We start from the raw sequence: 26,111 nt of genomic DNA on the forward strand, positions 1-26,111 counted from the left end.
AGTTGTTGTGGAGCAGGCATCTTGCCTGCTTCCTGCTAGGAACTACCCGCACAAAACATCCGCGTGATGGCGAATGTGATCCTCCATAAAAGTAGCTATAAAATAATAGCTATGATCGTAACCTTCTTGCATCCTTAAAGTTAGTGGCTGTCCCGCTTTTGCACAAGCCTCCGCGAACACTTCCGGCAACAACTGCCCGTCAGCCAGATACGAATCAGCAGTGCCGCAGTCAATCAGAATCGGGCGGTTGTATTTCGCCTCAAGCACCAATTCGCTAGCATCCCAAGCCTTCCACATATCTTTGTTGCCACCGAGGTAGTGTCCAAATATTTTTTGTCCCCAAGGGCAGCGCATTGGCGCGGAAATAGGTGCAAAAGCGGAAACTGAAAGATAGCGAGAGCCATTTTTCAAACCGCAAATTAAAGCCCCGTGTCCGCCCATCGAATGACCGAAAATTCCCTGTTTTTCGGGTATCGCTGGAAAATTTTCGGCGATTAAATTGGGCAATTCATCAACCACATAACTGTACATCCGATAGTGAGAATTCCAAGGTGTGGCTGTCGCATCCACATAAAAACCCGCACCACTTCCTAAATCCCAATCGTTATCTTCGCCGGGGATGCCAGTATTGCGTGGGCTAGTGTCGGGGGCAACCAACATTAACCCGTATTTTGCCGCAAATTGTTGCGCCCCCGCTTTTGCCATAAAGTTCTCTTCTGTGCAGGTTAAACCTGATAGAAAATACAAAACTGGTACGGGGTGAGATAAAGCTTGCGGCGGCTGATAAACAGCGAATTTCATCTCGCTGTTGCAGCTTGAGGATTGATGGCTATAAAAGCCGAGTTTGCCACCGAAACTTTTATATTCTTTGTGCAGTTTTAGGGATTCAGAGAGCATAATTGGGAATTGGGGATTGCGAATTGGGAATTGGGGATTAAGCTTTGTTCTATCCGTTACATCCGTTACAAAATCCGTTGCCGAACTTCTTCCTTCTCAAACTCAAAATGTCAACACTGTGCGAATTACTTCGCCTTTGTGCATTAAATCAAAAGCTTCATTGATCTTGTCGATCGGCATTACCTGAGTTACCAGACTATCAATATCAATTTTACCGTCCATGTACCAATCAACAATCTTAGGAACATCAGTTCTGCCTTTCGCCCCGCCAAAAGCCGTCCCTTTCCAAACCCTGCCAGTTACTAGCTGAAACGGGCGGGTACTAATTTCTTGACCGGCTCCGGCTACCCCAACAATTACGCTCACACCCCAACCTTTGTGGCAGCATTCCAAAGCTTGACGCATCACATTAATGTTGCCGATACATTCAAAACTGTAATCAGCTCCGCCTTTGGTTAAATCTACTAAATAAGGCACTAAATCGCCTTCCACTTCGCGGGGATTGACAAAGTGAGTCATGCCGAATTTTTCCGCCATCTCTCGCTTGTCGGGATTCAAGTCTACGCCGACAATCATGTTAGCTCCCACCATGCGAGCCGCTTGAATTACATTCAAACCCACGCCGCCTAAACCGAAAACTACCACATTAGAACCCGGTTCTACTTTCGCCGTATTGATGACAGCGCCGATGCCAGTTGTTACGCCGCAGCCGATCAAACAAACTTTATCAAAAGGAGCATCTTCGCGAATTTTTGCTACTGCAATTTCCGGCAATACTGTATAATTAGCGAACGTAGAAGTTCCCATGTAATGGTAAAGTTTCTGCCCGTCTATGGAAAACCTGCTCGTGCCGTCGGGCATCACTCCCTGGCCTTGAGTCACGCGAATTGCTTGACAGAGATTGGTTTTTTTGCTCAAACAATATTCGCAGTTGCGGCATTCAGGAATGTAGAGAGGAATTACCCGATCGCCCACTTTGACACTCGTTACTCCCGGCCCAACTTCTGCGACAATCCCGGCTCCCTCGTGGCCTAAAATAGCCGGAAACAAGCCTTCTGGATCGGCACCCGAAAGAGTGTAAGCATCAGTGTGACAAACACCCGTGGCTTTAATTTCCACCAGCACCTCTCCAGCCCTCGGCCCATCCAGATCCACCGTTTCAATGCTCAAAGGTTGGCCGGCACTGCGAGCAACTGCTGCTTTTACTTTCATGCTTTCTCCTGCGATCGATTTGTCAATTCACCAGTCAATATGTATTGTATTACTTAATGTCAAAATTCAGCAAATCTATGACCAAATTAATTGTAATTACCGGAGTCAGTCGCGGTCTCGGTCTTGCCATGACCGAAAAGTTTATTGAATTGGGACATACAGTTTGGGGATGCGCCCGTTCTTCCGAAGCGGTGGAAAAACTCAACAAAAAACATAGTGCGCCCCATCATTTTACTTGTTTGGATGTCACCAACGACGAGCAAATAAAAGCTTGGGCAACAGAAATCCTGGCAAAAAATGAGCCACCAGATTTGCTAATTAATAATGCAGGTGTAGCTAATCATCTCGCGCCTCTTTGGAATGTCAGTAACGAAGAATTTTCCCAGGTAATTGATGTTAATATTAAAGGTACGGCTAATGTAATTCGTCACTTTGTCCCGGCAATGATTGCTCGAAAAAGCGGCATAATTGCCAACTTTAGTTCGGGTTGGGGAAGGTCAACTTCGCCGGAAGTCGCGCCCTATTGCGCTTCCAAGTGGGCAATAGAAGGACTTACGCGATCGCTCGCTCAAGAATTGCCCGCAGGTATGGCAGCAGTTCCTGTAAATCCGGGGATAATTCACACAGATATGCTGGACATTTGTTTCGGCGAAGATGCGGCCAATTACACATCAGCCAAAGCCTGGGTGCAAAAAGCAGTTCCTTTTTTACTAAAATTAAAACCTTCAGATAACGGAATGCCGCTGACTGTTCCTGGATAATACAGCAACCCTTGCAGCATTTGCGAACATCTCTCTTTTCTTCTCCTCTGCGCCCTCTGTGCTCTCTGCGGTTCATTAAAAAATTCAAAAATGAAATAAAATTGCTATATTCCCAAATCACAACTCTTTCCCCAAATAGCAACTGTGAACTTGCCGCTAACCTCCCCCTCGCAAACCGAAACTCGCAAAGCAGACCACCTGCGGATTTGCCTCGAAGAAGACGTACAATTTCGCGAAACTACCAGCGGCCTCGAACGCTACCGTTTTGAACACTGCTGTTTGCCAGAACTCGATCGCACCCAAATCGATTTAACCTCAACATTTCTCGGCAAAAAACTAGCCGTTCCCCTGCTAATTTCCTCGATGACCGGTGGCACAGAATTAGCCCAGACAATCAATTATCGCCTCGCCGATGTCGCTCAAGAATACAAACTAGCAATGGGAGTCGGTTCCCAGCGAATCGTCGTAGAAAATCCTCAACTCGCTCCTACATTTGCCGTCCGTCGTCGCGCTCCAGATATTCTGCTATTTGCCAATATCGGAGCGGTTCAATTAAACTACAATTACGGTTTGGAAGAGTGCCAAAAAATTATTGATATTCTAGAAGCAGATGCCCTAATTTTGCACCTCAATCCGCTGCAAGAGTGCGTTCAAACCGAAGGCGATACTAACTTTAAAGGACTGCTAGATAAAATTGCCAAATTGTGCGCTAAATTACCAGTACCAGTTATTGCTAAAGAAGTCGGCAACGGTATTTCAGGAAAGATGGCAAAGAAATTGCTCGCCGCTGGGGTAGGTGCGATCGACATTGCCGGAGCCGGAGGCACTTCTTGGGCCAAAATAGAAGGAGAGCGAGCTAAAGATGGTAAGCAGCGCAGGTTGGGCGCAACCTTTGCCGACTGGGGAATACCGACAGCCGAGTGCATTGTCAGCACCCGCGCCGTAGCGCCGGATGTTCCCCTGATTGCCTCGGGAGGATTGCAGAATGGGTTGGATGCAGCGAAGGCTATCGCCCTGGGCGCGGATATTGCGGGACTGGCGCGGCCGTTTCTACAAGCTGCTGCGGAATCGGAATCAGCCGCAGCCCTTCTAGCTGAGGCTTTAATTGCAGAAATCGCCACCGTGATGTTCTGTACGGGCTGCGGTAATTTGGATGAGCTAAAACAATCTGGGGTTTTGGAAAGGTTAAGATAAAAGTGAGTCAGCAGTCAAAAGTCATTAGTCAGCAGTCAAAAGTCATTAGCTAATAACTATGACAGAGGATAATTGCTAAATCCTAGTTGCAGGAATTACCCATAATATCGTTTCCGCTGGCATCGGAAAAATATCATTCCGATTGCAGTGCGAGCGGGACGCTCGTCTCGGTATCATTCTACTCTCACCGGATATACTCTAACTAATGACTACTGACTATTGACTAATAACTAATTACCAATTATCTAATGAAAGATTTCCTAAAATATACCTGTGCAAGTTTACTGGGAACCTTCCTAGGAATGTTGCTGCTGGGCAGCATCGGATTGGGGGGACTGGTACTGCTAATTGCTGTGGCGGCATCGTCGTCTAAAGATTCAGGCCCGCAAGTTAAAGATAAGTCTGTATTGGTATTAGACCTTTCTTCAAATATCACCGACAGCAAACCGAGCCGTAGCACTGGCGCGGCGATTGAAGAAGTGCTTTCGGAAGATTCCGGCGATACAGTAACGTTGCGGACTGTTTTAGACACGATCGAATATGCGAAAAAAGACCCGAAAATAGTTGGCCTTTATCTCGAAGGCAGCTCGGATTCGAGCAGCACCGGGTTTGCCAATCTCAAAGAAGTTCGATCGGCCTTGCAGCGTTTCCGAGATGCCAAAAAACCCATTTTTGCTTACCAGATGGACTGGAATGAGCGAGATTATTACCTCGGTTCCGTTGCTAATACAATTGCCGTCAATCCTTACGGCGCTTTGGAAATCAACGGTTTTAGCAGTCAGGGAATGTTTTTCACCGGTGCTTTGGAAAAATACGGCGTCGGAGTGCAAGTGACTCGCGTCGGCAAATACAAGTCAGCCGTTGAGCCGTTTTTGCTCACAAAAATGAGTCCCGAAAATCGCCAGCAAACTCAAAAGTTGCTCGGAGATATGTGGGGAGAATACCTGAAAACTGTCGCTCCGAGCCGCAAAGTGACTGTTCCGCAACTGCAAGCGCTTGCAGATAATGGCGGAACTTTGATGGCTGACGAAGCTCTCAAAAACAAGTTAGTTGATAAAGTTGTATACTTTGACGAAATATCGACCGAACTCAAAAAACTCACAGGAACCGATCGCGAAAACAAATCTTTCAAGCAAATTAGTTTGAAAAACTATGCGAAAATTGCGGAGAATAAAAACTCAACTCACGCTAACAAGAAAAACCAAATTGCTATACTTTACGCCGAGGGAGAAATTGTAGACGGCGAAGGGGGCCCGACTGAAGTAGGAGGCGATCGCATCGCTCAAGAAATGCGGAAAATTCGAGAAGATAACGACGTAAAAGCAGTGGTTTTGCGCGTCAACAGTCCCGGAGGCAGCGCGACGGCGGCCGAAGTCATTGGGCGCGAAGTGATGCTGACGGGGAAAAAGAAACCAGTTATTGTTTCAATGGGCAATTTAGCAGCTTCCGGCGGCTATTGGATTTCGATGGGTTCCAGCCGCATTTTTGCCGAACCCAATACGATTACTGGTTCTATTGGCGTTTTTGGAATGCTGTTTAACGCCGAAAAGTTGGCTGCTAACAACGGCCTGACTTGGGACGTTGTGAAAACCGCCCGCTTTGCGGATACTAACACGGTTTCCCGTCCGAAAAATCCTCAAGAATTGGCGAATATTCAGAGGATAGTCGATCGCATTTACGATCGATTTATTACTAAAGTCGCCAACTCCCGCAAACTGCCGAAAAACAAGGTACAAGAAATTGCTCAAGGCAGGGTGTGGTCTGGTACGGCGGCGAAAGAGTTGGGTTTAGTCGATGAAATTGGCGGTCTTGAAGATGCTGTCAGAGAGGCGGCTAAGCAAGCTAAACTCGGCGACGATTGGAAGTTGGAAGAATATCCAAAACGCCGCACTTTGGAGGAGCGAATTTTGGAAAAAATTTCCGGCGTTCACGTTTTGAAACCAGCCACCAAACTCGACCCGCTAACGGCCGAATTTAAGAAAATGCAAGATGAATTGGCTGTGATCAAGTCGATGAATGACCCGCAGGGGGTTTATGTTCGCTTGCCTTTCAATTTGCGGATTGATTAATTAATACCAAGTCCGGGATTTTTACCCCTTTATTCTTCAGTTCCCCTCTGTTCGGACGAAAGTTTTGCTCTTGAACCGTTGCCAGCGCTGAGTCTGATAGAGGTTTTTAACCCGGATTTGGTAAAAGTAGGCTGAGGCATCCTACAAACAACTGAAAAACCCGGCTTCTTGAAGAAACCGGGTTTATGAATACCCTAAAAGTCGATCGACTGGGAATTGGCAATATTTGTTATGCAGCACGCTGAGTTAACAATCCCCAGATGAAAAGTAGAACGATCGCACCTACAACTGCAAAAGCTATGCTGGGTAGAGTCAATGCTCCGAAGGATGCTCCCCCGCTCGTCCCCAGTAAGACTTGACCTAGATAACCTCCCACTAGGGCGCCCAAAATTCCTAAACCTGTTGTTGCCAGAAAACCACCGCCTTGAGTTCCCGGATAAATGGCTTTGGCGATCGCACCGGCAATCAGTCCTAAAACGATCCAAGCAATAATTCCCATTTCTCTTTCTCCTGAATACTTAAACTTTTCTCGTCCCTTGTCTTATGTTCTTAGAATAACAAGCGCTATCGAGCCTTTACCTCTACCGTAGGGAGGAACCGAAAGTGGTAGAATTTCTCATCAATCGTCCCAGGTTGAGGCTTTTTAATATCTCAAAAGAGTTAACCCACTTTTTCTAGGGAACAAAGGTACTTATGCTCAAAGCAAAAGGGAAATAGGAGAATTTTTTCTGGGACTTTTTGTGTTTTACTGGTAAAAAAATTACAATAATTTTGTGAAACGAGGAAAGTTTGCGCCCGATGGATCTGACTCTGTGCATGATTGTGAAGAATGAAGAGGCAACACTGTCGCGGACTTTGGACAGCGTTAAGGGTGTTGTGGACGAAATGGTGGTGGTGGATACGGGATCGGGCGATCGCACCCGTGAAATTGCCCGAGAATCCGGGGCGAGGGTTTATGACTTTGAATGGTGCGACGACTTCGCCGCGGCGCGCAATGAGTGTCTGAAGCACGCCCAGGGCGACTGGATTTTGGTGTTGGATGCCGATGAGGTTTTGGTACCGGAGATTCTACCTCAAATAAAGCAGGCAATTGCGAGCGATCGGCTGCTGCTAATCAATCTCATCCGCCAAGAAATCGGTGCCTCTCAATCTCCCTATTCCCTAGTGTCGCGCTTGTTTCGCAATCGCCTCGATATCCGCTTTTCTCGCCCTTACCACGCTATGGTAGACGACAGCGTGGCTGAGATTTTGCAGAGGGAACCACAATGGAAAATAGCTTCTCTCCCCGATGTGGCGATTTGGCACTCTGGTTATCAAAAAGATGCGATCGCCGCAAAAAGTAAATTCCAAAAAGCTCAAGCAGCAATGGAACGCTATATTGCTTATTATCCAAACGATGCTTATGCTTGTAGCAAATTAGGCGCTTTGTATGTAGAAACCGGGCAAATCGGGCGGGGAATTAATTTATTAACAAAAGGCTTGACTGCCGAGGTCATAGATGATTCTATTGTTTACGAGCTGAACTATCATTTGGGAATTGCTTATCGCCAGCAGCAGCAGTTTGCCAAAGCAAAAGAACACTATCAAGCGGCAATTAATACCAATGTGTTCCCGCCGCTCAAGTTGGGTGCTTACAATAATTTGGGCAATTTGTTCAAAGATGAAGGAGATTTGAAATCTGCTGAAAAAGCTTACAAAGCAGCTTTAAAAATTGACCCCAATTTTGCAGCAGGTCACTATAATTTAGGACTGACGCTGAAGGCAGCCGGAAATATAGCAGATGCGATCGCCTATTACCGACAAGCGATAAAAATCGATCCAGAACACGCGGAAGCTCATCAAAACTTGGCAGTAGCCTTGCTGAAAATTGGCAAAATGCCAGAAAGTTTAGCAGAATTCAAAAGAGCGATCGCCCTTCACGAACAGCGCCGCCCATTTGAAGCAGAACGCCTGCGCCGAGGACTACAAGAAATGGGTTTACTTTAAACTTGCATATCTACTTTATCGTTGCCCAATAAATTTTAGGGGCAATCCCCGATGGTTTCCCCTCGCTCCCCAAGGGTAGGCACTCTTGGCACTACCCTAAAAATTCTCAAAATTACCAGCAAAATCAAGCAATTATCTCTACTTTGCCGCTATCCAAATCGTAGCGACCCCCAACAACTTTAAGCTTGCCCGCTTTGACTGCTTCAGCTAAAATAGGCGAGGAGGATTGTAACTGATTGACATTCATTTTCACGTTAGCTCTGACTGCGTTATCCCAGGCATCGCCTTTTTGACCTTTGGTCGAATCAACTGCAGGTTTAATCGCCGCCACCAAAGTGCTAATGTGACCCGGAACAGCTTTACCATCTAAAGCTGCTTTGACAGCACCGCAGCGTTCGTGACCCAGAATTACTAATAGTGGCACGCCTAATTCTAAGGTGGCATATTCTATATTCCCGAGAACCACATCGTCGAGAAAATTTCCAGCTACTCGAATATCAAATAAGTCCCCTAATCCTTGGTCGAAAATAATTTCGGGAGCAACGCGCGAATCAGAACAAGCCAGGATGGTTGCAAACGGATGTTGACCCTGTGCTACTTCTACAACTCGCGATCGAGCTTGGTCGGGAAATGTCCGTTTTTGCTCAATGTAGCGTTGATTACCCTCCATCAATTTCTTAAGAGCAGTGTTAGGAGTAATGTCAGTAGGAGTAATGTCAGAGATTGCCTCTGCCTTTGCTGCTTCGGCTTGTAAAAACGCTGGTGCAATGCTGGCCGCCAGCATCCCTGCACCAGCCCTCAGCATTAAATTCCGTCGCGAAATCATACCTGTTCTTTCGCTTTTAGTCATTGCTTGCAACTCGGTTCAATTGTTTGTATTTGTTAGCATAATATATACCACAAGCTCAGTCAGACTTCTTTGATTTTTCTTTACAAGCTGCTCCGGCACAATGTAAACTTCAAAAAAGTAGCCCATTTTTATTTCATTCATATTTTATTTAGTAAAGTCAACGGCAGTCATCCTTCTGCGGACAGGGATGCTAGAATGTATCTAAAACGACTATTTTTTATCAATGGCTCGAAATGTCATACGTCGCCAGCATTCATATCTATCCGGTCAAGTCCCTTGACGGCATAGCAGTCAGTCAAGCAACTATTCTAGCCAGCGGAGCTCTAGAAGGTGATCGCTCTTTTGCAATCTGCGATGCAGCCGGAGAATTTGTTAACACTAAGCACAACAGCGGAGTCCGTTTTCTACGCTTATCCTTTGACATCAAAAAGAGAATTGCCGGTCTGAAAATTCAAGGCACTGAACAAGAAATATTTTTTCATGTAGATAGAGAACGGTTGGGAATAGAATCTTGGTTGAGCAGCTACTTCGGTTTCCCCGTCAAGTTAATTGAAAACTTGCTGACAGGTTTTCCCGACAATCTCGCTGCACCAGGGCCAAGCATTATCAGTACCGAAACAATTGCCGAAGTTGCATCTTGGTTTCCGAGAGTTTGCGTTAACGAGATGCGCCATCGCTTGCGAGCTAATATTGAAATAGGAGATGTCCCGGCTTTTTGGGAAGACCAACTTTTCTCACAATCCGATGAAATTGTGAGGTTTAAAATAGGAACAGTAATATTTGAAGCTATTCATCCCGGTCAGCCATGTATCCTATCTACGCGAAACTATGGGGCGAAAGCAGGCGATCTAAATTTTAAAAATATACTAACAGCCAAGCAGAAGGAAATCATGCCTGACTTGATAAAAAAAGGGCATTTAAATCACTTTAGTCGGCTGATAGTTAACACGCGACTCGCACCTCAAGCAGCAGAAAAAATATTACACATAGGAGACGAAGTTCAAATTATCACCGTCAGCAACTCTCTATTGAATACCATTTCTGATTAGTTGTAGGTTACGAGTCTGATCAAGCCGGCGGCAACTCCAAAGAAAGTTGACCCAAAACACCAGTTCTAAAATCGTTTAACATCTGTCGCGCCGTTCGTTCGACATCTCCTTTATACTTGTCTTTTGCGACCTCGTGCAAATAATCTTCACCATTACTAGATGCTGGATCTAATTTATACCTGGATTTGAAACCAGATAGTGATACCAACGTGTCATCAGTCGCCTCCAGCCCTTGCAGCAAATCTACCATCGCTGCTGCTACTACCTGATTGTCGTAAGCTGCTTCGCCAATATCTTCGCAAATAGCTAATTTTATGGCATTTTCTTGATTGTTAATTCGGGTTGGGATCACTCCAGGCGCGTCTAATAATTCAATTTCATCAGAAATGCGAATCCATCGGAGCGATTTAGTTACTCCAGCTCTGCGGGCACTATCTACCACTCTCCGCCCTAACAGCCGATTAATTAGAGCAGATTTTCCGACATTGGGAAAGCCCATCACCACTGCACGGACTGGACGGGGCAGCATACCTCGATCGAACCTTCTTTTATTTAGCTGCACCCCAGCATTCTGCACGGCATCCGCCACATCATCTACTCCTTGACCGTGCTCGGCATTAGTAAAATACGCAGTTTCCCCCTGGGCCTCAAACCATGTTTCCCACGCCTCGCGCGATCGAGGTGTAATCATATCCATGCGGTTGATGACCAAGACTCGCGGCTTGCCGCCCACCCAGCTCGGCATTTGGGGGTGATAAGTAGCCAATGGAATGCGGGCATCTCGGACTTCGAGCACCACATCTACCCGCTTTAGCTGTTCTTTTAATGCCCGTTCAGCTTTGGCAATGTGACCGGGATACCAGTGAATTTTCATTAGTTAGTTGACTGTTGACTGTTGACTTTTGACTTTTGACTTTTGACTTTTGACTTTTGTTATTAGTTAGTTGTTAGTTGTTATTAGTTAGTTGTTAGTTGACAGTTGTTAGTTGTTATTGGTTAGTTGTTGAATGACAACAGTCAACTGTCAACTGCCAACTACCAACAGTCAACTGTCAACTGACAACTGCCAACTGACTAAGGCACAATCAAAACTGCACAAGGAGACAGATTGATCACCCGAGTGGTAACGCTGTCAGACGCCCCCTCATCGGTTAAACCCATCCCCCGACAGCCCATCACAATCAAATCGGCCCCAATTTCGTCAGCCACATCGCAAATCGTGAAAGCAGGTTTGCCTTCCCGTTCGATGATTTCAGCTTCAATTCCCTGCTGGGAAAACATCGATTGGGCCTCAGAAAGAAGTTTGGCGACTGCTTCGGGGGAAGTCATCACCTCTCGCGCGGGGGCGTCGGCCTCCTCGGCTGGGGGCTCGACTACCGAGAGAATTACTAAGCGAGAGGCGTAGGTTTTCACGATATTGACCACCTTTTCGGCAGCTTCGCGGGCTTCTCGGCTTTGATCTACAGGAAATAAGACAGTCTTGAACATACTGCGCATCTCCGGGACGCGGACTCCGATAAAATGTTTACGTTGAGCCAATCAGTGCCGTTTGTTTCATCTTCCGTTTTTTGTACGGACGCGGTTGAATGCGTCCGAGGCCCAAGTGCAAGTGACCAGTGCCGCCATTTCAACGGAATTCGACAAAAACACACATATTAGGAGGTTAATCCTGTGACAAAAAAAACTGTAGCAAATTTATCGGCATCGGACTTATCGGGCAAACGGGTATTGGTGCGGGCGGACTTTAACGTGCCGCTCGACAACGGCAATATCACCGATGATACTCGCATCCGGGCGGCTCTGCCGACAATTCAAGATTTAGCGTCCAAGGGCGCTAAGGTGATTTTGTGCAGCCACTTCGGCCGTCCCAAGGGTGTGACGGAGAAGTTGCGCTTGACTCCGGTTGCGAAACGGCTGTCGGAATTGTTGGGTAAAGAAGTCAAAAAGACTGACGACTGCATCGGTGATGAAGTCGCTGCAACAGTCGCCGGGATGCAAGATGGCGATGTGCTGTTGCTGGAAAATGTCCGCTTCTACCCAGAGGAGGAGGCAAACGACCCAGAATTTGCTAAGAAGTTAGCTTCTGTGGCCGATTTGTATGTCAATGATGCTTTTGGTACGGCTCACCGGGCTCACGCTTCTACTGAGGGCGTTACTAAGTATCTGAGTCCTTCTGTGGCTGGGTTTTTGATGGAGAAGGAACTGCAATATCTCGGCAGTGCGATCGACAATCCTCAGCGTCCTTTAGCTGCTATAATCGGCGGTTCTAAGGTTTCCAGCAAGATTGGAGTCATCGAAAAACTGCTCGAAAAGTGCGACAAACTGCTGTTGGGCGGTGGCATGGTTTTCACGTTCTACAAAGCTCGCGGCTTGAACGTGGGCAAGTCTTTGGTGGAAGATGACAAGCTGGAACTGGCTAAGTCTTTGGAAGCTAAGGCGAAGGAACGGGGAGTTGCTTTTCTGTTACCTACTGATGTGGTAGTTGCTGACAAGTTTGCTGCTGATGCTAACACTCAAACTGTCCCTGTTGAAAGCATCCCCGACGGTTGGATGGGTTTGGATATCGGCCCGGATTCAGTAAAAACTTTCCAAGATGCTTTGGCCGATTGCAAAACTGTCATCTGGAACGGGCCGATGGGCGTGTTTGAGATGGAGAAGTTTGCGGTGGGAACTGAAGGTATCGCTCATTCTTTGGCTGGACTTACTAAAACTGGTACTACCACAATTATCGGTGGTGGTGACTCGGTGGCGGCTGTGGAACAGTTGAATTTAGGTGAACAAATGAGCCACATTTCTACTGGTGGTGGTGCTAGTTTGGAGCTGCTCGAAGGTAAGGAATTGCCTGGTGTTGCTGCTTTAGATGAAGCTTAATTAAGTTAAGTAGGGCGGGCTTTGCCCGCCTTGCTGTCAGCAGGTCTATATCTTTGGCTGCGAAGCATTTTTTTGAAGATTTACCACAGAGGGCGCAGAGAACGCAGAGCAAGAGAAAAGAGAGAAGGATATCGGTTTAAAGTCTACAGTTTGCTAGTATAATTTGTTTGAAGTAGCAGTGAGGTTTGTTTGTGAAACTTAAACTCTTGGCAACTGTAACGGCAAGTTTAGCTTTGTTTGGGCTGGCAGCTCCCGTTAAGGCTCAAAATCCAGATCATGTTAGGCAATTGCTGGAAACTAAAGAGTGCGAAGGTTGTGACTTGAGAAATGCTGATTTGTTCAAGGCTAGCTTGTACAGAGCTAATTTAAGAGGAGCGGATTTAAGCGGAGCAAATCTCTATGAAGCTAATTTGCTAGAAGCGGATTTAAGTGATGCTAATTTGGCAAATGCTAACTTAGTTAATGCCGAGATGTACGGTGCTGACTTGAATGGTGCTAATCTGCGAAATGCGGATTTGTCTAATGCTTTTTTGGGGCGAGCGAATTTGACGAGTGCGGATTTGCGCGGTGCTAAGCTTTTTAATGCGAATCTGGGCGAAGCATATCTGCTGCAAGCTAATTTGTCGAATGCCGATTTGAGGCGTTCCCTGCTTTTTAGAGTTAATTTGAATCGTGCAAATTTAAGCGGAGCCGATATGTCTTTCGCCGATGTGCGCGATACTAATTTGCAGAATGCTATTTTGTCAAATACTAGGCTTCCTGGGGCTCAATTGACCGGGACAAATATTGATGCGGCCAATAACGTGCGGCAGGCTGATTTGGAACGTGCCAACTTGCGAGGTACGAATTTGGGGCCAGGGGTTTGCGTGATAAATAATTTTCCTTATTGTGTTTTGAATGTGGAATAATCTGCTTGCTGAGTGCGTCAACCTCCATTTTTTGGCAGCTACGGGAGTTTTTGATTCCGACCAAAAACGGATACAAGCCCGCGACTTAAGTCGTGAAAAGATCAAAATTTTAGACTAAAGTTTTAGCTCCCCAATGAATCTGTGGAGTAAATCTAAAATCTAAAATCTAAAATCGGCTGACTCGCTGGCTGGCTGGCGCACCCTAAGTTGAGATACGAGCTAAGTTTGAGGTGGTTTGTATCCTCTTTCTAGGGCAAATCTCACAAGCTGGGCACGATTTTCTAACTGTAATTTACTGAAAATACTGCCTAAATGAGCTTGCACAGTCCGGGGGCTAATAAACAGCCGATCGCTAATTTGTTTGTTAGTATAACCCTGGATAACCTCCCAAAAAACTCTTTCCTCGGCTGGTGTTAAGGGCAAAGGTGCAGGTGCTGGCAAGACTGCAACAAATTGTGGTTCCACCGCCCTACCGCTAGAAGTTTGAAGCAGTCGGACAATTTCGGCGTGAATGCGGTGAGAGCGCTCTAACTGCGCTTTTACCTTAGCTAAAATTTCTTCAGATTGAAAAGGTTTTACCAGATAATCGTCACCGCCGATCGAATGACCTTCAACTTTTGACTCCAACTCGCCTTGACCCGACAAAAATATAAAGGGGACTAACTGTCCCAAACGGGTAGTTCGCAAACGGCGACAAAACTCAAACCCGTCCATTTCCGGCATCATGACATCTGAAATTACCAAATCTGGGGGGGCATTTTCAAACATCGAGAGCGCCTCAACCCCTGAATTAGCGCATTCCACCCGATATCCTTGACTTTCCAGGTACATTGCTAAGACTGTTTGACAGTCTGCTTCGTCGTCCACCACTAATATTCTTTCCATGACAGGCTTGCACCAATTCCAGTTGGACAGTTCTTGAAACTGCCAGTCCCAAAGTAGGAACTTAATTGAGTTTACCTCCTGCAACTTGATAAAGGCTCGCAATTTCAACACGCCACACTTTCTCAAATAGTCCAATTAGGGGAGCCTAGCGCATCAAAGGGGAAGCAGTAGAGCAATATGGGGAACAATCTCCTTCTTGGATTCGCCTATCATCAAAAACTACAACTTTTTAGGAGGAAGCGTCAACTTTTATGCAGAAAATAGAAGGTAAAAGAAATAATTTTACCCTATAAAACAGAAATCTTAGTGACACTTACACTATTCCTAGACCCGACATTGAAAGGTTTTTAGATTTTTCTGGTTCGGACACAGGTACAAAAGGGACAACGCGACCAGGTGCTGCTGCTGGGGGCGGCCCGAACAAACTCGGGGCGGCAACCAACATACTTTCAATTATCGGTGCGGGTTCGGGGCGACTGAACAGATAGCCCTGCATGATATCGCAGTCATGTTCTTTCAAAAAATCTAGTTCTGCTTCTGTTTCCACTCCCTCTGCAATTACAGTCATATTCAAACTGTGACCCAGTAAAATTACTGCTGTAGTAATAGCAGCATTTTGAGTATCTTCGCTGGCATTACGGACAAAAATTCGATCGATCTTTAAACTGTCAAAAGCAAATTGCTTAAGATATCCTAAAGTAGCGTAACCGGTGCCGAAGTCGTCAATAGCAATCCGAATTCCTAGAGCTTTAAGTTCGTTTAAAGTAGCGCCTGCTACAGTCGCATTTTCCACCAAAGCGCTTTCGGTCATTTCTAATTCTAAATTAGCAGGCTCTAAACCTGTAGTTTCCAATATTTGGACGATTCGCGCCTTGAGTTCCGGGTCGGACAACTGCCGGGCCGACAAGTTTACTGATATTGTAAAGGGCGAAAACCCCGCCGCCAGCCAACTAGCGGCTTGAGCGCAAGCTGAAAGCAGTACCCACTCGCCAATCTGAATAATTAAACCTGTTTCTTCTGCTAAGGGAATAAATTCGCAGGGAGAAATTATACCTCGATCGGGATTTTGCCAGCGCACTAAAGCTTCGGCGCCAATAACTTGGCCGGTAGCAATATTCACCTGCGGCTGATAATATACCTGAAACTCACCTTGTGCCAAAGCGTGGCGCAGCAAAGCTTCGAGAGCAAACTTTTCAGGAGAGAGAGTCGTAACCTTGGTGGAGTCATTAACTAAATCTTTGAGTCTGGCTTCTGCTTGGTGAAGCGCGACTGTCAGCGGTTGAGTAATAGTTTGCCGTTTCAACACGCGAGAAGCAATGGCTCCCAGCAATTCACCCTTGGTAAACGGTTTTGTCAGGTAATCGTCTGCCCCCAAATCCATCCCCCGACGAAAATCGGTTTTGTCACTTTGAGCTGTGAGGAAAATAAAAGGAATTGTTGCAGCTAGCGAGTTTTGCCGCAGAGTCCGCAACACGTCATAACCGTCGAGTTCCGGCATCTGCACGTCACACAAAATTAAATCCGGTATCTCCGAAAGTGCCATCTGCACCCCAACTCGACCGTTCTCGGCCGCAATGACCCGGTAGCTGTGAGATTCCAGGAGTTGCAGAAGAGTTTCCCGGATTAATTCGTCGTCCTCAATTACCAAAATTTTGAGCATGATACTTAGATAACAGATGGCACTATATATCTGAACCTGACTAACTCTAGCATACTCAAACTAGGGAATTAGTAACTGGGCCAATTAGCCAATAAATGATTAGCCAAATGGCTGAATATTTCCCCTCGGTTCTGAAGTCACAATCAAAGAACTGCCCAAATTGGGAAGATTTCGATCTCTTTCAAGAGCAGGAAACTGCTGCGCCCGACTCGTTTGATAAACTTTTATTACAAAATACCCAATATTTTTTATAAAAAAAATAGCCAACAGTTTCAGTGCGCCGGCGGCGGAAATTACTCAGGCTATCACTTATATGATGTCCGGTTAATTGTTCATAATTAGTCCGTGTTTGTACTGAAAAATAGAGTTTTCTCTCAAGGGATGAATCAGGATGCAGCGTCCTGATTCATCCAAAAAAAGATACTTGCTTTCAGACAACTGTCGTGGAGAGATAAAAATTTTAGATTAAGGTTCAATCTCCCAGATTCATCTGTGAAGTAAATCTAACATCTAAAATCGACTAACGGAGAACTTAATTATGGTTCTGTAACCCGAAATCCTATTATGCGCTGCCTTAATTCACAGGCTTAGTGGAATTCGCGCAAAACTTTTCATCTACAATTGCAGAAGTGATACTGACAGCGTGCATGGATGATGACGGAATTATCAGGTCTTGCGGAACTACCATGGTCTTTTTACAAACCAGCTCGCTACTGCCTACAGAGGCAAAGTTCCAAGCATAAAATTCGGGAGTGCTGACTGTCGCATTGGCCGGATGTAAACCTAGTGCAGTCACTAATACTAATCCCAAAGTCACTAAAGCTACGATCGCGAATCTCAGCATATTCTTTGTTTGAACCCGACAACTTATCTGATTGGTATTACCTTATTATTGCCTGGGTGGATAGAGAGCGTCAATAGCAGTTATTCCGCCGTCAGGTTCAACTCGTAAGCGATCGGCTCAGATGCTTGAGAAACTACCACAAATTCATAATAACCAGCATCATCCAGCAATCCAGACCAACTAAGCCCCTCTGCATCTTCCAGCAAAGCTCGCGCGCCCTTTGTCCGCCCCGGAGTATAAATTGACAGTAGCGTAGATTTGCGCGGTGCTTGTAAATTCACGCGCAAAGTTTGATTTTGAGCGAATCTGGCAATGTAAGCTTTCCCTTCTCCGGGTTTGAGATTGCCTGTGAGGCTTTTGCTGTTCGATAGGCGGTCAAATTCAACGCTTTCGACAGTTGCTCCAGCTTGTAAGGCTTCGAGTTCGTCGGCGGTAATTGCTTGCCAAATTTGCCCGATCGGCAAACCGATGATATTGCGATCGCGCGGCTGTTGTGGAAACCAATAAAAGAACCTAGCATCAGCCAAATCGTACAAAGCCCGACTGCTCAAATTCAGCTTGTTAACCTCTGTTTTCCAGCGATCGATATCAGTGGTGTCGTAAGTACCCAACCGCGCTCTAGCGTCGCTGCTGAGATTTTCCAGCTTGTCGAGCAACTCGTCGCCGATTTTCTGCCACCTTTCGCGCCACTGGCGATCGTCCTCGCCTTCTTTTAACAATCGTCCCCCCAATTCCGGGTATTTGGCATAGAAAGTCTCGTCCACAAGGTTGACGTAACCGCTATAGAATCGATCGTCAATTTTGAGTTTGACAAAGCGATCTTGCAAAGCATCTTCTTGCTGCTGCTTCGGGTTTGGAGGCTGGGGAACTTTCTGTACTTTTGATTGCAGATTTAACAAAGAATTGCCCGCAAACCAGCCAACTCCCCCCATAGTTGAGAGCACCGCCACCACAAACAAAACCATTTTCCAAGCAGGCATTTTTTGCTGATTGCCAATAGCAGCAATTCGCACCGGAGTTCCCGGCAGTTTTGGTGTGGGGGCGGGTACGGGTATAGGCGAGAAATCCGGCGGCTGCGTGATCCCAAAATCCGGGGCTGGTGGCAAAGGTGGCTGTAAAGGCGGATTGCCGGAGAGAGCGAGCATTACCTCACGAGCTGAGGAGTAACGCTGGCTCGGCTGTTGAGCGAGCATTTTATCCAGCACCAGGGACAAATTCGGAGACAGAGAACATTCCGCCCGCCAGTTCCAATTCAGCGTTTGGCTGTCGAGCAACTGATGCGGTTCCTTCCCCGTCAGCAACACCAAAACCGTGGCCGCCAGAGCGTACAAATCGCTGTGGGGAGAGACAATGCCCATCTGCATCTGTTCGACGGGAGCGTAGCCGAGCTTGCCGATGCGAGTCGCGGGGCCGGGAGTGCCGTTAGCCTCAGCGAAAAGAGACTCTACGGTGGCGGCGACTTGTTTTACTCCGCCGAAGTCGATTAGCACCGGCATCCCGTCAGAACTCCGCAGAATCAGGTTGTCCGGGGAGATGTCGCGGTGAAGCACTCCTAGAGAGTGAATGTATTCGAGCACGGGCAAAATCTGCAGCAGCAGTTGATTGATTTCTGCCTCTATAAACCGCAAACCCTGACGCTTGCGGGCGTCGAGCAGAAAGCGGTAACTTTGACCGGGCACGTAGTCTTGCACTAGAAATAGGTAGCCTCGATCGCTGATACTGACGCGGAAGAGTTCGCGAAAGCGGGGGATTTGATTGTGTTGCAGCTTGTAGAGCACTCCTGCTTCCCGCTCGAACAGTTCCTCGGATTTTTGTAAAGCGTAACTTCCATGTACTTGGGGCGCAAATTCTTTTAAAACGCAGGGTTCGTTAAATCGGTGGGCATCTTCAGCGAGGTAGGTGCGCCCGAAGCCTCCGTGTCCCAATTCGCGGACGATGCGGTAGTGGTTGTTGAGAGTTATGCCGGGGTAGATGGGATTGTTCATTGAAACTTGCTGCGTCGGATTTTCACGCTTGACTGAGACTAGGAGTTTTGGGCGATCGCTGAATTAATCTTGACATAGTGTGTCAGCGTTTATTAGTCGATCGGCAGCTTGGCTATCCCCTGTGGTTATTGTGAAAACAGCGGTTTTGTGCTATGGAAGTTTATCTACTGCGACATATTTTCGATCGACCTCAAAGTGTGTTCAAATTTTTAGTGTCCAGCCCAATGTGCGATCGGGTCGCGCCGCGCTACTAATTGAATCTTGAGCGATCGGGGTGCAAAATAGGCATTTTAAGGAGCAAATCATGCAGCCAGAACAGCGTCAGAGAGCAATTGGGGCGTTTGAAGAGTTTTTGAGGGCGCCGCTTGAGGAACGATTGCAACACCAGCAGAATCGAGTTGCCGAATCCGGGGCGATCGCGCTTTTTCAAAAAGTCGCGGCCACAGTACCAGCTTACCAGACTTTCCTAGCTGCACTTAACATCAATCCCGCTTCAATTCAAACCTTTGAAGACTTCCAAAAATTGCCGCTAATTACCAAAGAGAATTATTTACGCTGTCACCCGCTACCTCAGTTGTGTCACCAGGGGAAATTAGAAACTTGCGATTTCATTGCTGTTTCATCGGGTTCGACAGGAAACCCGACATTTTGGCCGCGTTTTATCAGCGACGAGTTGCAAATTGCTGCTCGTTTTGAACAAATATTTCACGACAGTTTTTACGCCGACACTCGCTCAACTTTAGCTGTCATTTGCTTTCCGTTGGGAACTTGGGTAGGCGGAATGTACACGGCCAATTGCTGCCGCTATCTAGCGAGTAAGGGCTATCCAGTTACAGTTGTGACGCCTGGGAATAATAAGACTGAAATATTTCGAGTTGTGCAGGAACTTGGGGAGCATTTCGATCAAGTAGTTTTGTTGGGATATCCGCCATTTATCAAGGATGTGATTGATAGCGGAATTGCTGGGGGTGTAGAGTGGCAAAAATATCGAATTAAGATGGTGTTTGCGGGGGAAGTATTTAGCGAAGAATGGCGGGGTTTGGTGAGCGATCGCACTAATTCTGACAATCTATATTACAACTCGGCGAGCCTTTATGGTACTGCGGATGCCGGCGTTTTGGGCAACGAGACACCGCTGAGCATTTGCATCCGCCGCTTTTTAGCAAACAATCCCGAAGCAGCACGCAATTTATTCGGGGAATCGCGGTTGCCAACGCTGGTGCAGTACGATCCCAAAAGTCGCTTTTTTGAAGTGAATAATGACGGCACGCTGTTATTTTCTGGCGACAACGGCATCCCGCTAATACGCTATCACATCTCCGATAACGGCGGTTTAATTTGTTACGAAGCAATGCTCAATTTTTTGGCAGAATGGGGATTTAACCCTGTGGCACGTTTGCAGCAAGCAGCAGGTATGAAAGTTTCTGATTTCCCCAGAGGAATTCGCTGCTTGCCCTTTGTCTATGTATTCGGGCGATCGCACTTTACCGTTTCCTACTTCGGTGCCAACATTTACCCGGAAAATGTCACCGTAGGTTTAGAAGTTCCCACGATTCGGGAATGGGTGACGGGAAAATTTGTGCTGCAAGTCAAGGAAGATGCGGAGCAAAATCGGTTTTTATCGGTGGTTGTGGAATTAGCACCGGGGGTGGATGGCGACGAGGAGATGCAGCAGGCGATCGCATCTTCAATTCTCGCGCAATTGCGGCGGCTAAATAGCGAATTTGCTAATTACGTGCCACCAGAATATCAGTTACCTGTGGTGACATTAACTGCGATGGGCGATGCGGAGTATTTTCCGATTGGGGTGAAGCACCGATACACGCGGCAGTAAGTAGTTTGAATTGATGAGCTATCAGTTTTCCCAAGTCTTATGTTATTCTATAATTAGGGTGAGATTTGATGGTTCAGCTTAAAATATGCCAGCAAAAGACATCTACCACAATACTGTCAGAACAGCTCTAGAAAAAGACGGGTGGACGATAACAAACGATCCGCTAACCCTAGAAATTGGCGAGCGTTCACTATTCGTCGATTTGGGTGCAGAAAAAATACTGGCTGCCGAAAAGCAAGGTCGCAAAATTGCTGTAGAAGTAAAAAGTTTTTTGAGTGTTTCACCCGTTCATGACTTAGAAGAAGCTCTGGGACAGTATATTGTCTACGAAGATATCCTAGAGCTTTCGGAACCAGAACGTAATATCTATCTGGCTGTTAGGGAAGAAGTTTATCGAGATATTTTCTCGGAGCCACTAGGCCAAGTTTTGTTACGAAAAAAAAGACTAAAACTCATTGTTTTTGATTCGTCAAGGGAGATAATTATCAGATGAATAGACTAGATGAATATCGCCAAATTATTCGCACTGTTTTAGATAGTTATGCCAGTATTCCTAACAGTTACGGACAAGTTAAAAACAGCGTTATTGTTGATATCGAACAAAACAATTTTTTATTGATGCACGAAGGCTGGCAAGGACCTCAAAGAATCCACGGGTGTGTCGTCCATGTGGAAATTATCGACGGCAAAATCTGGATTCAACACGATGGTATAGAAACTGGAATTACCCCTGAACTTGTAGAATTAGGAGTGCCTAAAGACCAGATAGTTTTAGGGTTTCATCCGTATCATGTTCGGCAACATACGGGATATGCGATCGCCTAAACGCGCTTACAATACAGAAACTTAGAATAAAAAGGACGATCGCTAAACTGTATCTGGATCAATATTTAATTCTCGCAGTTTCGCGGCCAGGCGATCGGCTCGTTTCTGCGCGCAGGACTATCATGAAACCCGATCGCGCTTTTTGCCCAAAAACGCGATAGAGCACCCAATAATTAGTTTTTAACTATTAGCAATTATCGTTTTATTGACCGTCAGTTTGTCTGAGAGCCGCCAGAATTTCCGGTCGTTTCATGCGCGCGTAGCCCCGCACTTTCCTGTCTTTGCCGATCGCCTTCAACCGCCTCAGCGAAAGACTTTCGTAGTCTTCTTCTGGGGACGGGGACGGAAACGGCAACTCCAACTGCAACTGCGGTAACTGAGGTTTCTGCTGTGCTTTCGACTGCTTCTTCGGCTGCGTTTTTGACTGCTTCTTCGGCTGTGCCTCGGGCTGTCTTTCTGAGTGAGTCCCTGCGGCTCCCAGTTGGCGGCGGAGCGTTTCAATTTGATTTTTCAGGTCATTTTCTACTTCTTCAATGGTCTCGGAAACAAACTGATTAATTGTTTGAACTGTGCGTTCTAATTTTATTGACAGCAGTTTTTCCAGTTCATCCAACTGTCTCAAAGCACCTTCAAGATTTACCTCAGAAATAACAGCCGATGTTGGCGGACGGTTGCTGCTCGATTGTTCAATTTTTTTAGCCATTTTATCTACCTTTTCCTGAAATGCTTTTTCCACTTGTTCGAGCAAATGCTTAATCTGTTCTATTTGGTTACGCTCAAAGTTCTGCTCAGTTAGAGCTTTTACGTGCTTTTTTAGCAAGTCTTCATTTTTTTTAACAGATTGTTCTATTTGTTTTGTTAGACTATCTACCTTTTTTTGAAATGATAGCTCAAATTGTTGCAGTATAGTCTCAATTTGTGCTGTTTTAGGAGTCGGTTGCGGAGCTAAATGTTCCATTTCTGCTTGAGCAACAGCTACCTCCTCGTCGGTCATTTCAAATACCCACGCCCACATTTGCTCGGTGCCGAGTTCTTTAGCAACAATACACCAATCTGAGCCGCAGACTACTTCATATTCTTCTTCGTTGCTGTAAGCTTCAGTGGGGCGTACAATTAAAGGAATTAAGTTGCTTCCTTGCTCGATCAGACTTCTCCTGAGAGCTTCGCGGCGTTCGCGAGGAATTTCGCCCCGATGAGGCTCTGGTATGGCAATTTGGGAAGTGTAAATCTGAGTGTGACTAATTGGCTTAATCCGCAAATATTCAACTATTTGGTTTTGATCGGACGATCGATCCATCTTGTTACAAGTCCCCTTTTGTCATGAAAATCTGATGTGTAGGTATTTATGTATGTTTGCACTTTACAGCCGGCGTTTTAAGGGATGCAGGACTAACCCAAGAACTCAAATTGTAAGGTGCGAGACAAACACCTTACCCAGACCGTGGTAAGTTAAAGGGTTTCTTGGGCTGAGTCTTCCAAGTCTGCGATCGAACTCAGTTATCTGGAGGAGATATGGCGTTGCTGCTGTACCTGTGCGAGGGGCTGTGCGGTGACAGTCCGGGCGATGGCGTCCCGCCCCGCAAGCTACGGCAAAAGTTACTGCAATTCCTAAAAAAAGCGACTGTGAAGAGTTTAACTGCCTACGGGACACCAATGATCCACTGCTTTACTCATCTTTACTTATTTTGGCGTCAGGGCGATCGGGCTGGCGTTGCGAGTTGCGATCGCAATTGCGATTTATACGAAAGCCAGCTTTAATATCGCCCTTATTCTTTAGTCTCAAGCGAGATGGACGAAAGTTTCTGTATAATGGGTTTCAACCGCCGAGTCAGATCAGGTTTTTTAACTTTTGTCGGATGAGGTTTGAGCAATGCCTCAAAAATGCAATTTAGATGGCTGAAAGCTTATAAATACCTTTGCCAATAGTCAATAACCTTAATCATTGTTTTATCTCCTAACCCTTTAATGCGTTCCACCACATTCTCAAATGAGGTAAATGGCTCCAACTCTCGCTGTTTGATGATTTGGTCTATTATTGTTTGAGGTTTGATGCCAGCCTTTTTCAAATTTGACGCCAGTTGGGATTCCTTTTGAGTGTTGAGTGCTTCCAACAGCGGAACTGGTTTGGGAATGCGACTTTCAACATCTTTAACCCTCTCTATCAGCGCCTGTTTTTCCCGCGTATACTCGGCTTTCAATTCATTAATTCGGTTTTCCAATCGAGTTTCAATATTTGTCAGCCGCTGTTCAAAGCTGGAGGACGGTTGCGGAACCACACTTACACTTGGATTCCCAGTGATTGCGGTTTTTCTAAGAATTTCAAGTTGTTCGAGGAGAAGTTTTTCATTTTCTTCTTCCAGGATGAAGGCTCCGATTGTCTCGCCTTTGAGAGTATCTATTTCCTTTGCTCTCGCCGCCGCGTAGTATTTAAAGTCTCCGTCTACTATCTCGTAGGCATCCATACCGTTTCGGCGGACAATTATCGGATTAATCAATCCTCCTGACTCTAAAATCAGTCTCGCTAATTTCTCCAAATCCGGCTCTGCAAAATTGGAACGGGGAACTGCGGACGTAATTCTTTTCACTGCAACCAGTGACGGAAATAATTTTTTCATTAGTTTTTACCTATTTTTTCCAAAACTTCGAGTGCTAGCATTTCAAATTCTTGGGATGCGGTGCAATCAGGCTTAAAGTCTAGCACTGAAATCGGATCGGCAATTTCCATATTTCCCACGATTTGAAATTGTTCTGCACACTTTGCTAAATCGTCTCTCTCGTAAATTACGCTGTCCATGATTTCAAGGTCGTACCGTTTGGGAATTGCCTCCCTCCGCTTGGCCAAACTGTACTGTACAAATTTAGCATTAGCTGAGATTTTGCAAGAGAGTACGCCTAAAATTGCGATCGGCTGTTTGCCTATTTGTTTTTTAAATCCATTGATTTTTTTGATAAAATCCTTGACATTAATCAGTCCTTGATTGGCAAAAGGTTTTAAGTCCGAAGGAATAATTAAATAATCTGCCGCAATCAGGGCAATTCTGGCGTAAAGATTCAAAGATGGCGGTGTATCGATCAGTACAATATCATATTTATCCTGTACTTCTGCTAGTTTCTGAATTAAAATCATTCGGCTGTAATCTAGTTGATTGAGTTCCGTTTCATATTGCATTAAATCAATATGGGAAGGAACCACATCAATTTCGGGATGGCAAAAATTAGACTTTCGAGCTACTTGTGCGATGGAAAAAGATTCTTGTGATTGCAAAACTTGAAGAATATTACTATCTTTCAAATCGTCTTGTTCTTCATCTTCAAATTTTACTAGACCAGTCGCAAAGGTTGTATTTGCCTGACTGTCTAAGTCTATCACCAAGACTCTCTTACCTTTCTTGCTCAGCGCAGCAGCTAAATTGACTACTGTTGTAGTTTTGCCAACGCCGCCTTTGTTATGATAAACTGCGATAATTTTCATAGTATTTTGGCTTTTTTGGGGAACGGTTACATCGGATTTAACTTGAGGCTTAACTGGATAATTTTCAGGGATTTGTTCCGGTTCTGAGATTTGACTTGGCTCAGGTTCTGCGGTGGCGGGATTGTTGGGCTGTACTGCGACTTCGCTAATTAACTCAGGACTAACGAAATTAATTTGACTATCTTCCAGCTCGAGATTATCGGGATTTTTTATAAATTTTAAACTATCTCTGCCAATTAAAGCGATAATTTCATCAATTCTATTTTCAAGGTCTTTTCCAGCACACTTAAAAACTAGCTGAATATTATCGGCGACTCTTTGGTAAATTCTAATTTCTTTACCGTTAGTTATGAGTCCGTAGCGGATGCTCAAACTTGTTAAATAGCGATGGAGTTTTCGCAGGTGGCGGTCTAAATTTTCTTTCGGATGTTTTGCCTCCATAACTACACTCATCGGCGAGTCTGCATCGACAACTATGGGGATAACTTGGGTGGCAAATGAGAGGAAGTCTAGACGAATATTCCCAAATGCGATTTCTTGGTGCCAAGTGTCGGGCGTATAACCTAACTTTGGTAGCAGATAGCTGACAATGAGTTTGCTTTCTACTTCGCTTTCGTTGCGACAGTTATTGGGATTGAAAGTCATTCGATTTTAGATTTTAGATTTTAGATTGGGAATGACTGATTTAATCATGGTACGGATTGTGATATTGAGAGTAGGGCGCGCATTCCGCCCCTTACAAATGCTATGGATTGTAATATCGAAAAACCCGGTTGTGTTTGACAAACCGGGTTTTTTGGGGATTAATC

The 26,111-nt window shown here is 45.7% G+C and carries 24 protein-coding genes; 11 read left to right on the plus strand and 13 right to left on the minus strand.

All coding sequences use genetic code 11. The features are described 5' to 3' along the window. Positions 1 to 42: 42 nt before the first annotated feature. Together fghA and QUA25_RS10630 are read right to left on the minus strand one after the other, a co-directional pair. Positions 43 to 897 carry an S-formylglutathione hydrolase gene (gene fghA / locus QUA25_RS10625; RefSeq protein WP_333037418.1) on the minus strand — a complete coding sequence of 285 codons (855 nt, stop codon included), beginning with the start codon at positions 895 to 897 and terminating at the stop codon, positions 43 to 45. Between the two features lie 102 nt (positions 898 to 999). Then, entirely contained in the window at positions 1,000 to 2,109 is a 1,110-nt protein-coding gene (locus tag QUA25_RS10630; RefSeq protein WP_333037419.1) for an S-(hydroxymethyl)glutathione dehydrogenase/class III alcohol dehydrogenase, read from the minus strand. Positions 2,110 to 2,186: 77 nt separating this feature from the next. Here QUA25_RS10630 and QUA25_RS10635 point away from each other — a divergent pair, with 77 nt between their 5' ends. The 3 genes from QUA25_RS10635 to sppA all read left to right on the plus strand — a co-directional run bounded on the left by QUA25_RS10635 (position 2,187) and on the right by sppA (position 6,133). Then, complete coding sequence (locus QUA25_RS10635) at positions 2,187 to 2,870, plus strand: SDR family NAD(P)-dependent oxidoreductase (RefSeq protein ID WP_333037420.1); 684 nt, start codon at positions 2,187 to 2,189, stop codon at positions 2,868 to 2,870. Positions 2,871 to 3,014: 144 nt separating this feature from the next. Continuing rightward, entirely contained in the window at positions 3,015 to 4,064 is a 1,050-nt protein-coding gene (gene fni, locus QUA25_RS10640; RefSeq protein ID WP_333037421.1) for a type 2 isopentenyl-diphosphate Delta-isomerase, read from the plus strand. Between the two features lie 248 nt (positions 4,065 to 4,312). Further along, on the plus strand, positions 4,313 to 6,133 hold the full coding sequence (sppA, locus tag QUA25_RS10645; protein WP_333037422.1) for a signal peptide peptidase SppA: 1,821 nt from the start codon (positions 4,313 to 4,315) through the stop codon (positions 6,131 to 6,133). Between the two features lie 229 nt (positions 6,134 to 6,362). On the opposite strand, the gene QUA25_RS10650 is transcribed toward sppA, so the two are convergent. Further along, positions 6,363 to 6,632, minus strand: coding sequence for a GlsB/YeaQ/YmgE family stress response membrane protein (locus QUA25_RS10650; protein WP_333037423.1), 270 nt, complete (start codon positions 6,630 to 6,632; stop codon positions 6,363 to 6,365). Positions 6,633 to 6,931: 299 nt separating this feature from the next. Between QUA25_RS10650 and QUA25_RS10655 the strand changes: the two genes are divergently transcribed. Further along, entirely contained in the window at positions 6,932 to 8,119 is a 1,188-nt protein-coding gene (locus QUA25_RS10655) for a tetratricopeptide repeat protein (protein WP_333037424.1), read from the plus strand. Positions 8,120 to 8,243: 124 nt separating this feature from the next. On the opposite strand, the gene QUA25_RS10660 is transcribed toward QUA25_RS10655, so the two are convergent. After that, positions 8,244 to 8,969, minus strand: a complete 726-nt coding sequence (locus tag QUA25_RS10660; RefSeq protein WP_333037425.1) for a carbonic anhydrase — start codon at positions 8,967 to 8,969, stop codon at positions 8,244 to 8,246. Between the two features lie 233 nt (positions 8,970 to 9,202). Here QUA25_RS10660 and QUA25_RS10665 point away from each other — a divergent pair, with 233 nt between their 5' ends. Further along, positions 9,203 to 10,018 carry an MOSC N-terminal beta barrel domain-containing protein gene (locus tag QUA25_RS10665; RefSeq protein WP_333037426.1) on the plus strand — a complete coding sequence of 272 codons (816 nt, stop codon included), beginning with the start codon at positions 9,203 to 9,205 and terminating at the stop codon, positions 10,016 to 10,018. Between the two features lie 19 nt (positions 10,019 to 10,037). Here QUA25_RS10665 and ylqF read toward each other — a convergent pair whose 3' ends face one another. Continuing rightward, positions 10,038 to 10,892 (minus strand): ribosome biogenesis GTPase YlqF, encoded by an 855-nt coding sequence (gene ylqF, locus QUA25_RS10670; protein ID WP_333037427.1) that lies wholly within the window; start codon positions 10,890 to 10,892, stop codon positions 10,038 to 10,040. Positions 10,893 to 11,092: 200 nt separating this feature from the next. After that, positions 11,093 to 11,506, minus strand: a complete 414-nt coding sequence (locus QUA25_RS10675; RefSeq protein ID WP_333037428.1) for a universal stress protein — start codon at positions 11,504 to 11,506, stop codon at positions 11,093 to 11,095. Between the two features lie 183 nt (positions 11,507 to 11,689). Between QUA25_RS10675 and QUA25_RS10680 the strand changes: the two genes are divergently transcribed. Next, on the plus strand, positions 11,690 to 12,889 hold the full coding sequence (locus tag QUA25_RS10680; protein ID WP_333037429.1) for a phosphoglycerate kinase: 1,200 nt from the start codon (positions 11,690 to 11,692) through the stop codon (positions 12,887 to 12,889). A 191-nt stretch (positions 12,890 to 13,080) separates the two neighbouring features. Continuing rightward, a complete protein-coding gene (locus tag QUA25_RS10685; RefSeq protein WP_333037430.1) occupies positions 13,081 to 13,797 on the plus strand; it encodes a pentapeptide repeat-containing protein in 717 nt (238 codons plus the stop codon). A 219-nt stretch (positions 13,798 to 14,016) separates the two neighbouring features. Here QUA25_RS10685 and QUA25_RS10690 read toward each other — a convergent pair whose 3' ends face one another. The 4 genes from QUA25_RS10690 to QUA25_RS10705 all read right to left on the minus strand — a co-directional run bounded on the left by QUA25_RS10690 (position 14,017) and on the right by QUA25_RS10705 (position 19,171). Further along, a complete protein-coding gene (locus tag QUA25_RS10690; protein ID WP_445242188.1) occupies positions 14,017 to 14,793 on the minus strand; it encodes a response regulator in 777 nt (258 codons plus the stop codon). Positions 14,794 to 14,995: 202 nt separating this feature from the next. Continuing rightward, complete coding sequence (locus QUA25_RS10695) at positions 14,996 to 16,342, minus strand: EAL domain-containing response regulator (RefSeq protein ID WP_333037431.1); 1,347 nt, start codon at positions 16,340 to 16,342, stop codon at positions 14,996 to 14,998. Positions 16,343 to 16,916: 574 nt separating this feature from the next. Then, entirely contained in the window at positions 16,917 to 17,186 is a 270-nt protein-coding gene (locus QUA25_RS10700; RefSeq protein WP_333037433.1) for a hypothetical protein, read from the minus strand. An 80-nt stretch (positions 17,187 to 17,266) separates the two neighbouring features. Beyond that, positions 17,267 to 19,171 (minus strand): serine/threonine-protein kinase, encoded by a 1,905-nt coding sequence (locus tag QUA25_RS10705; protein WP_333037434.1) that lies wholly within the window; start codon positions 19,169 to 19,171, stop codon positions 17,267 to 17,269. Positions 19,172 to 19,475: 304 nt separating this feature from the next. Here QUA25_RS10705 and QUA25_RS10710 point away from each other — a divergent pair, with 304 nt between their 5' ends. From QUA25_RS10710 to QUA25_RS10720, 3 genes are all read left to right on the plus strand, one after another. Next, positions 19,476 to 21,005 (plus strand): phenylacetate--CoA ligase family protein, encoded by a 1,530-nt coding sequence (locus QUA25_RS10710; protein ID WP_333037435.1) that lies wholly within the window; start codon positions 19,476 to 19,478, stop codon positions 21,003 to 21,005. 85 nt (positions 21,006 to 21,090) lie between these two features. Beyond that, the gene (locus QUA25_RS10715) at positions 21,091 to 21,498 is read left to right on the plus strand and encodes a XisH family protein (RefSeq protein WP_333037436.1); all 408 of its coding nucleotides are present in this window, start codon (positions 21,091 to 21,093) and stop codon (positions 21,496 to 21,498) included. Further along, positions 21,495 to 21,830, plus strand: coding sequence for a XisI protein (locus tag QUA25_RS10720; RefSeq protein WP_333037438.1), 336 nt, complete (start codon positions 21,495 to 21,497; stop codon positions 21,828 to 21,830). Before QUA25_RS10715 ends, QUA25_RS10720 begins: the two co-directional genes overlap by 4 nt. Positions 21,831 to 22,032: 202 nt before the next feature. On the opposite strand, the gene QUA25_RS10725 is transcribed toward QUA25_RS10720, so the two are convergent. Continuing rightward, positions 22,033 to 23,127, minus strand: coding sequence for a Rho termination factor (modular protein) (locus tag QUA25_RS10725; RefSeq protein WP_333037440.1), 1,095 nt, complete (start codon positions 23,125 to 23,127; stop codon positions 22,033 to 22,035). A gap of 215 nt (positions 23,128 to 23,342) precedes the next feature. On the opposite strand from QUA25_RS10725, the gene QUA25_RS10730 reads away from it, so the two are divergent. Further along, a complete protein-coding gene (locus QUA25_RS10730; RefSeq protein ID WP_333037442.1) occupies positions 23,343 to 23,588 on the plus strand; it encodes a hypothetical protein in 246 nt (81 codons plus the stop codon). Between the two features lie 146 nt (positions 23,589 to 23,734). Here QUA25_RS10730 and QUA25_RS10735 read toward each other — a convergent pair whose 3' ends face one another. Together QUA25_RS10735 and QUA25_RS10740 are read right to left on the minus strand one after the other, a co-directional pair. Further along, positions 23,735 to 24,445, minus strand: a complete 711-nt coding sequence (locus QUA25_RS10735; protein ID WP_333037445.1) for a ParB N-terminal domain-containing protein — start codon at positions 24,443 to 24,445, stop codon at positions 23,735 to 23,737. Next, entirely contained in the window at positions 24,445 to 25,947 is a 1,503-nt protein-coding gene (locus QUA25_RS10740) for an AAA family ATPase (protein WP_333037447.1), read from the minus strand. Before QUA25_RS10740 ends, QUA25_RS10735 begins: the two co-directional genes overlap by 1 nt. Between the last annotated feature and the right edge of the window lie 164 nt (positions 25,948 to 26,111).

The sequence above is a fragment of the Microcoleus sp. Pol17C6 genome, from assembly GCF_036701145.1.
In the GTDB taxonomy this organism is placed as follows: Bacteria; Cyanobacteriota; Cyanobacteriia; order Cyanobacteriales; family Microcoleaceae; genus Microcoleus.

Excerpts from the sequence above, each read along its gene's own strand:
- fghA (WP_333037418.1), bottom strand. The coding sequence starts at position 897 with ATGCTCTCTGAATCCCTAAAACTGCACAAAGAATATAAAAGTTTCGGT.
- QUA25_RS10630 (WP_333037419.1), bottom strand. The coding sequence starts at position 2,109 with ATGAAAGTAAAAGCAGCAGTTGCTCGCAGTGCCGGCCAACCTTTGAGC.
- QUA25_RS10635 (WP_333037420.1), top strand. The coding sequence starts at position 2,187 with ATGACCAAATTAATTGTAATTACCGGAGTCAGTCGCGGTCTCGGTCTT.
- sppA (WP_333037422.1), top strand. The coding sequence starts at position 4,313 with ATGAAAGATTTCCTAAAATATACCTGTGCAAGTTTACTGGGAACCTTC.
- QUA25_RS10650 (WP_333037423.1), bottom strand. The coding sequence starts at position 6,632 with ATGGGAATTATTGCTTGGATCGTTTTAGGACTGATTGCCGGTGCGATC.
- QUA25_RS10655 (WP_333037424.1), top strand. The coding sequence starts at position 6,932 with ATGGATCTGACTCTGTGCATGATTGTGAAGAATGAAGAGGCAACACTG.
- QUA25_RS10660 (WP_333037425.1), bottom strand. The coding sequence starts at position 8,969 with ATGACTAAAAGCGAAAGAACAGGTATGATTTCGCGACGGAATTTAATG.
- QUA25_RS10665 (WP_333037426.1), top strand. The coding sequence starts at position 9,203 with ATGTCATACGTCGCCAGCATTCATATCTATCCGGTCAAGTCCCTTGAC.
- ylqF (WP_333037427.1), bottom strand. The coding sequence starts at position 10,892 with ATGAAAATTCACTGGTATCCCGGTCACATTGCCAAAGCTGAACGGGCA.
- QUA25_RS10675 (WP_333037428.1), bottom strand. The coding sequence starts at position 11,506 with ATGTTCAAGACTGTCTTATTTCCTGTAGATCAAAGCCGAGAAGCCCGC.
- QUA25_RS10695 (WP_333037431.1), bottom strand. The coding sequence starts at position 16,342 with ATGCTCAAAATTTTGGTAATTGAGGACGACGAATTAATCCGGGAAACT.
- QUA25_RS10700 (WP_333037433.1), bottom strand. The coding sequence starts at position 17,186 with ATGCTGAGATTCGCGATCGTAGCTTTAGTGACTTTGGGATTAGTATTA.
- QUA25_RS10705 (WP_333037434.1), bottom strand. The coding sequence starts at position 19,171 with ATGAACAATCCCATCTACCCCGGCATAACTCTCAACAACCACTACCGC.
- QUA25_RS10710 (WP_333037435.1), top strand. The coding sequence starts at position 19,476 with ATGCAGCCAGAACAGCGTCAGAGAGCAATTGGGGCGTTTGAAGAGTTT.
- QUA25_RS10715 (WP_333037436.1), top strand. The coding sequence starts at position 21,091 with ATGCCAGCAAAAGACATCTACCACAATACTGTCAGAACAGCTCTAGAA.
- QUA25_RS10720 (WP_333037438.1), top strand. The coding sequence starts at position 21,495 with ATGAATAGACTAGATGAATATCGCCAAATTATTCGCACTGTTTTAGAT.
- QUA25_RS10725 (WP_333037440.1), bottom strand. The coding sequence starts at position 23,127 with ATGGATCGATCGTCCGATCAAAACCAAATAGTTGAATATTTGCGGATT.
- QUA25_RS10730 (WP_333037442.1), top strand. The coding sequence starts at position 23,343 with ATGGCGTTGCTGCTGTACCTGTGCGAGGGGCTGTGCGGTGACAGTCCG.
- QUA25_RS10735 (WP_333037445.1), bottom strand. The coding sequence starts at position 24,445 with ATGAAAAAATTATTTCCGTCACTGGTTGCAGTGAAAAGAATTACGTCC.
- QUA25_RS10740 (WP_333037447.1), bottom strand. The coding sequence starts at position 25,947 with ATGACTTTCAATCCCAATAACTGTCGCAACGAAAGCGAAGTAGAAAGC.